The following is a 6,757-nucleotide window of genomic DNA, read 5'->3' as shown; positions in this document are numbered from 1 at the left end:
GAACAGCGGCTCCGGCTGCCGCCGCGGCGGCTCCTGCGGAGGCCCGAAACCGCCGCCCGGCAACGGGGAGAGCGAGGGGTCGCGGGGAGCCGCCTCGGACGCCGGGGCCAGCGAGCGGGAGGTGACCAGAGCCAACACCCGGTCGGTGATGGTCCGCTTGAGCGGCGGGGGCAGCAGGCGCAGCGAGAGGGCGCCGATCACCGCCGCCAGGGCCAGGGAGTACATGGTGACAACCCACCCGGCGGCGGGCCGGCCCGTGAACAGGCCGTGGATGAGGGCGGAGGCCCACGCCGGGTAGGCCACCATGTGCAGCGACCGCCAGCGGCCCGCGACCCGTCCCGGGGTGGCGAACGCGCTGCGCAGGGCGCCGGTCGAGGCCGCGACGACCATCAGGATGCCGGCCAGCGAGCCGAATCCGATGAGGCCGGACGTACCGCTGACTCCCAGGCCGAAGGGGACGAGGGCGCCCAGGAGCGCGACATGGCCCAGCGAGACCTTGACCGTCACGTGCAGCAGCAGGAAGCCGATGGAGGCGACCGCCGTGGCGCGGTGGACGCCCTGGGCGAGGAGCCGGTGGCGCGGCCGCAGCAGCAGCCGGTCCCGCGCGATCAGGCCCCAGGCGACGGCGGCGGTGAGCGAGACCAGGGACAGCACGCCGGTGGTGAAGTCGAGCGCGGCGCGCAGGCTGTCGCTGCCGAGGACGGCGAACAGCGGTATGAGGAGCAACGCGACGACTGTGAGGACTCCTTGTGCGGGGCGGCTCAATGAGGGGAAAGCCAGGGAGGTCGAAATTTTTCGATGAGGGTTCATGGGGGCGACTCCGAATGGTTCGGCAAAGTGGTCCCGTTGCCGCATGCTAGGTCGCTCCATACCAGGCAGTACGAGCTTTCGAGGTTTAGCGTTCAGGAAGCGCGAAAACTTGTCCGGTCGGTGCCCCGGATAAGGCCGATACGCGGAGTAACCCCTTTGGCAAGGGGGGATCGGTCCGTAGGACGGATACTCGATGCGGCCCTGTCGGGCGCTGCGGTACCCTGACGCCATGCGTGCCGTACGCCTTCTGCTTAGCGAGCCGCGCTGATCAGTCCCGACGGATGAGAGATCCGGTCGGAATCGGCGCGGCGTCCCCTCCTGTGCGAGGGGATTTTTCATTGGCTGAACGTCACAGTTCATTCGCTGAACGTCACAGCCTGAATGTCGCAGCCGCTGGCAGAGACGATCGATGGAGCTTTGAGGATCATGAGCGAGACGAATTCTGCTGCCGAGGTGGCAGCGCCGCACCGCTACACGGCCGCGATGGCCGCTGACATCGAGGCACGCTGGCAGGACTTCTGGGACGCGCAGGGCACGTACGAGGCGCCCAACCCCAGCGGCGACCTGGCGGGCGACGCGGAGCTGGCCGCCCGGCCCAAGAAGTTCATCATGGACATGTTCCCGTATCCCTCGGGCGCGGGTCTGCACGTCGGACACCCGCTCGGTTACATCGCCACCGACGTGTACGCCCGTCACCAGCGCATGACCGGCCACAACGTCCTGCACACCCTGGGCTTCGACGCCTTCGGCCTGCCCGCCGAGCAGCACGCGGTCGCCACCGGCACGCACCCCCGGGTGTCGACCGAGGCCGCCATGGACAACATGAAGCAGCAGCTGCGTCGGCTGGGCCTGGGCCACGACAGGCGCCGCTCCGTCGCGACGATCGACCCGGACTACTACAAGTGGACCCAGTGGATCTTCCTGCAGATCTTCAACTCCTGGTACGACAAGGAGGCGGACCGCGCCCGGCCGATCGCGGAGCTGGTGGCGCAGTTCGAGAGTGGGGAGCGTGCGACGCCGGACGGGCGCCCCTGGAGTGAGCTGAGCGCCGCCGAGCGCGCCGACGTGCTGGGCCAGTACCGCCTGGCGTACGCCTCCGACGCGCCCGTGAACTGGGCCCCGGGCCTGGGCACCGTACTGGCCAACGAGGAAGTGACCGCCGACGGCCGGTCCGAGCGCGGCAACTTCCCCGTCTTCAAGGCCAAGCTGCGCCAGTGGAACATGCGCATCACCGCCTACTCCGACCGCCTGCTGAACGACCTGGACGGCCTGGACTGGCCCGAGGCGATCAAGCTGCAGCAGCGCAACTGGATCGGGCGCAGCGAGGGCGCGCGGGTCGATTTCGCGGTCGGCGACGACGCGATCACCGTCTTCACCACCCGTCAGGACACCCTCTTCGGGGCGACGTACATGGTGCTGGCGCCCGAGCACGACCTGGTCGAGAAGATCGTCCCGGCCGCCTGGCCCGAGGGCACGCACGACGTGTGGACCGGCGGTCACGCCACCCCGGCCGACGCCGTCGCGGCGTACCGAGCCCAGGCCGCCTCGAAGTCCGACGTGGAGCGGCAGGCCGAGGCGAAGGACAAGACCGGTGTCTTCACCGGCGCGTTCGCGGTCAACCCCGTCAGCGGCGAGCAGGTGCCCGTCTTCATCGCGGACTACGTGTTGATGGGTTACGGCACCGGCGCGATCATGGCCGTACCGGCGCACGACTCCCGCGACTTCGCCTTCGCGCGCGCCTTCGAGCTGCCCATGCGCTGCGTCGTCGAGCCGTCCGACGGGCGGGGCACGGACCCGGCGGAGTGGGACGACGCGTTCGCCTCGTACGACGCGAAGATCGTGAACTCCTCCGGTGAGGACATCTCGCTGGACGGCCTGGGTGTCGTCGAGGCCAAGGCGAAGATCACCGCATGGCTGGCCGCGCGCGGCATCGGCGAGGGCACCGTCAACTACCGGCTGCGCGACTGGCTGTTCAGCCGCCAGCGGTACTGGGGCGAGCCCTTCCCGATCGTCTACGACGAGGACGGCATCGCCCACCCGCTGCCCGAGTCGATGCTGCCGCTGGAGCTGCCCGAAGTCGAGGACTACTCGCCGCGCACCTTCGACCCGGACGACGCGAACACCGTGCCGGAGACGCCGCTGTCGCGCAACGAGGACTGGGTGAACGTCACCCTGGACCTGGGCGACGGCCCGAAGAAGTACCGCCGCGAGACCAACACCATGCCCAACTGGGCGGGTTCCTGCTGGTACGAGCTGCGCTACCTGGACCCGCACAACGGCGAGAAGCTGGTCGACCCCGCGATCGAGCAGTACTGGATGGGGCCGCGCGAGGGCATGCCGCACGGCGGCGTCGACCTGTACGTCGGCGGCGCCGAGCACGCCGTACTGCACCTGCTGTACGCGCGGTTCTGGTCGAAGGTGCTGTTCGACCTGGGGCACGTCTCGTCGTCCGAGCCGTTCCACAAGCTGTACAACCAGGGCATGATCCAGGCGTTCGTCTACCGCGACGCGCGCGGCATCGCGGTGCCGGCGGCCGAGGTCGAGGAGCGCGACGGCGCGTTCTGGTACCAGGGCGAGAAGGTCAGCCGCGTCCTGGGCAAGATGGGCAAGTCCCTGAAGAACGCCGTCACTCCGGACGAGATCTCCGCCGAGTACGGCGCGGACACGCTGCGTCTGTACGAGATGGCGATGGGTCCGCTGGACGTGTCGCGGCCGTGGGACACGCGCGCGGTGGTCGGCCAGTACCGGCTGCTGCAGCGGCTGTGGCGCAACATCGTCGACGAGGCGACGGGCGAGGCCACGGTCGTCGACACGGAGCCGGACGAGGACACGCTGCGTGCCCTGCACAAGGCGATCGACGGCGCCGGGCAGGACATGGCGGGGATGCGCTTCAACACGGCCATCGCCAAGGTCACCGAGCTGAACAACCACCTGACGAAGGCCGGCGGCCCGCTGTCGCGGTCGGTCGCCGAGCGGCTGGTGCTGCTGATCGCGCCGCTGGCGCCGCACATCGCCGAGGAGCTGTGGCGCAAGCTGGGGCACACGGATTCCGTGGTGTACCAGGACTTCCCGGTCGCCGACCCGGCGTACGTCGTGGACGAGACCGTGACGTGCGTGGTGCAGGTCAAGGGCAAGGTCAGGGCGCGTCTGGAGATCTCCCCGTCGATCGGTGACGAGGAACTGGAGAAGCTGGCGCTGGCCGACCCGGCCGTGGTCGCGGCGCTGGGCGGCGCCGGGATCCGCAAGGTGATCGTGCGGGCGCCGAAGCTGGTCAACATCGTTCCGGCATGATCTTTCCGGCATGATCGCGCGGCAGGGCTACTAGGGCCTTTCCCCTACGGGCAGGTTGGGGGTTCCGATGGAACCCTCGGCCTGCCCGTTCCGTTTACGGTGGAGAGACCACGCGAGCCGAGTGGACCGACAACCTGGAGGGGCGCTCATGGAAGCCGTCACCCTGATCCTCATCCTGGCGCTGCTCTGCGTGGCGTTCGTGGCGACGGGGGTGTACGTGAGCGTGAAGGCGGTCGGAGCGGCCAAGCGCGGCGTGGATCGCACCCTCACGCAGGCCAGGCGCTCCGTCGAGGACACCACCCTGCGGGCGAAGAGCTTCGGACAGGTCGGCGTCGCGGGGGAGCTGGCCCAGCTGAGGCTCTCGCTGCGTACGTCGATGCGGGCCACCCAGGAAGCCCTGAACGCGGGCGTCGCAGAGGACGCCTCGCTGTCGGAGTCCGTGGCCCTGTTCGAACGGCTGAGCGCCCACGGGCGCGAACTGGACGACGAACTGAAGCGGCTGGAGCGCGAGCCGGACAGGGCCAGGGTCGCAGAGCGGCTGCCCGACCTGCGCGAGCGCACCGAACGGGTGACGCACGCGGCCGACTCCCTGCGCTGGGCGGCGCGCGACCGGGCGCAGCGGTTCGCCGACGACGACCTGGCGTCGCTGAGCGCGCAGATCGAGGTGGAGTCGGGAGCGCTGCGGCACTGGGCCACGGGGCCCGATGCCGACGCGTCCCGGTCGGCGGCGGACGGCTCGGACGCGGCGCACCGGCCGGCCGGGGCCGGCAGCCCCGCGGGGGACCGGGCGGGGACGGCGGAGGGCGACGCGGCACGCCGGGCGGCCTCCGGGCCGGAGGCGATCACGGCGCGTGACCCGCAGTGGCAGCCCACGTACCCGTGGCAGAAGACGGCCCGCCCGGAGGGCACCGTCTAAACCCGTCGTGGACCGCCGGGGGAGCGAAGCGTGACCCGGGCGGATCATTGGGCGGGGCCGGACTGCCGCTGGGCGCCCCCGCCGGGTAACCTCCCGCTCATGTCCCGCCATGTCGCGATCGTCACCGATTCAACGGCCTACCTGCCGCAGCAGACGATGGAGCGGCACGGCATCACCGCGGTGCCGCTGACCGTCGTCATCGGTGATCAGGCCCTCGAAGAGGGTACGGAGATCTCCGCCCGCTCCCTGGCACTGGCCCTGCAGAAACGCCGGTCCGTGACGACGTCGAGGCCGAGCCCCGAGGTGTTCGCCGCGGCCTACCGCGCGGCGGCGGAAGCCGGCGCGAGCGGCATCGTGTCGCTGCACCTGTCCTCCGAGTTCTCCGGCACCTACGACGCGGCCGTGCTCGCGGCGCGGGACGCTCCGGTGCCGGTGCGGGTCGTGGACACCGGCATGGTCGCGATGGCCCTCGGCTTCTGCGCCCTGTCGGCGGCGGAGGCCGCCGACGCGGGCGGCACGGCCGACGAGGCGGTGGCCGCGGCGGAGAAGCGCGCGGCCGGTATGTCGGCGTACTTCTACGTCGACACGCTGGACTACCTGCGCCGGGGCGGTCGCATCGGGGCGGCGCAGGCGCTGCTGGGTTCGGCGCTCGCCGTGAAGCCGCTGCTGGAGCTGGACGGCGGGCGCATCGAGATGTTGGAGAAGGTACGCACGGCCGGCAAGGCGATCGCGCGGCTTGAGGAGCTCGTGGCCGAGCGGGCGGGCACGCGCCGCGTCGACATCGCGGTGCATCACCTGGCGGCCCCCGACCGGGCCGACCGGCTGGCGGAGCGCCTGCGGACCCGGGTCACCGGCCTGGCGGAGCTGCACGTCAGCGAAGTGGGTGCGGTGATCGGAGCACATACGGGGCCCGGGCTGCTGGCGGTCGTGGTCGCGCCCCACTGAGGGCGGACAGCCGCCTTCCGGGTGGTGGAGATATCCACAACCGGTCAGTTTTCCACTGGAATTGACCATGATCAGCGGGGCTGGGCGGATGTGCCTAGCGTCTCGTGGCATGGCTCTTCGATCACGCTCACGCTCACATTCCGCGACCAGTGGCCCGGGACGCGCCCCGGCCTCCGACGGCCGGGCTCCCGACGGCGGCCCCCGGCACGGCCGGGGCGGGCGGCACCTGCGCCGCCGCGTTCACGAGGCCCCCGCTTCGGCGGCGCTGCGCCGCCGCGCGGAGGCACTCTTCGAGTCGCCACCGCGCGGACGCCCACCGGCGGCCGACGGGACGGTGGCTTCCGCGCTGGTGCCCGCTGCGCCGGTTCCTTCCGCGCCGGTTGCTTCCGGGCGGATTCCGTTCGCGCGGACGGGCGCTCGTACGGCAGCTCCGCCGTCCTTGCCGGGTTCGGCTCGCGGCCCCGGTACGGGATCGGGCCGGGCTGCCGCTGCGCGGGTCCGGGGCGCGGGTTCCGCCTCCCGTTCCGCTTCCGTGGGTGTGGGTGCGGGTGCGGGTGCGGTTCGCGGTCGGGCTTCCGGCACGGTTCCGCGTGTGCGGGGCTCGAGCCCCGCTTCCTCGGGACCCCGTGCGACTTCGCCGGTTCCCGCGAGTGCGGACCCGACTCCCTCGGTCCGCCCTCCGGTTCCCGCTCGTGCCGAGCCGGGCGCGTCGGCGGGCGCGGCGCAGGTGCGTGCGGGGGTGGCTGCGGGGCGTCCGGCGCTCGTACCCGGGGCGGCGGGTGTGGGCGGTGACTC

Annotated in this window: 3 protein-coding genes and 1 pseudogene; 3 read left to right on the top strand and 1 reads right to left on the bottom strand. The window is 71.6% G+C overall.

Features of this window, described 5'->3' with window-relative positions:
* A pseudogene (locus E2E34_RS29120) lies at positions 1–810 on the bottom strand (hypothetical protein); the annotation flags it as partial.
* A gap of 426 nt (positions 811–1,236) precedes the next feature.
* On the opposite strand from E2E34_RS29120, the gene leuS reads away from it, so the two are divergent.
* From leuS to E2E34_RS29105, 3 genes are all read left to right on the top strand, one after another.
* On the top strand, positions 1,237–4,101 hold the full coding sequence (gene leuS / locus E2E34_RS29115) for a leucine--tRNA ligase (protein ID WP_138904872.1): 2,865 nt from the start codon (positions 1,237–1,239) through the stop codon (positions 4,099–4,101).
* A 148-nt stretch (positions 4,102–4,249) separates the two neighbouring features.
* Positions 4,250–5,017, top strand: coding sequence for a hypothetical protein (locus E2E34_RS29110; RefSeq protein WP_138904871.1), 768 nt, complete (start codon positions 4,250–4,252; stop codon positions 5,015–5,017).
* A 99-nt stretch (positions 5,018–5,116) separates the two neighbouring features.
* Positions 5,117–5,962 (top strand): DegV family protein, encoded by an 846-nt coding sequence (locus E2E34_RS29105; protein WP_138904870.1) that lies wholly within the window; start codon positions 5,117–5,119, stop codon positions 5,960–5,962.
* The last annotated feature ends 795 nt before the right edge of the window (positions 5,963–6,757 follow it).

The sequence above is a fragment of the Streptomyces albidochromogenes genome (assembly GCF_005981925.1).
GTDB classification, from domain to species: Bacteria; Actinomycetota; Actinomycetes; order Streptomycetales; family Streptomycetaceae; genus Streptomyces; species Streptomyces albidochromogenes.
Note: the sequence above shows the minus strand (reverse complement) of the source record. Positions and strands in the feature narration are given on the sequence as shown.

What these genes read in the sequence shown, in the direction of transcription:
- E2E34_RS29105 (WP_138904870.1), top strand. Translation starts at nt 5,117, where the DNA reads ATGTCCCGCCATGTCGCGATCGTCACCGATTCAACGGCCTACCTGCCG.
- E2E34_RS29110 (WP_138904871.1), top strand. Translation starts at nt 4,250, where the DNA reads ATGGAAGCCGTCACCCTGATCCTCATCCTGGCGCTGCTCTGCGTGGCG.
- leuS (WP_138904872.1), top strand. Translation starts at nt 1,237, where the DNA reads ATGAGCGAGACGAATTCTGCTGCCGAGGTGGCAGCGCCGCACCGCTAC.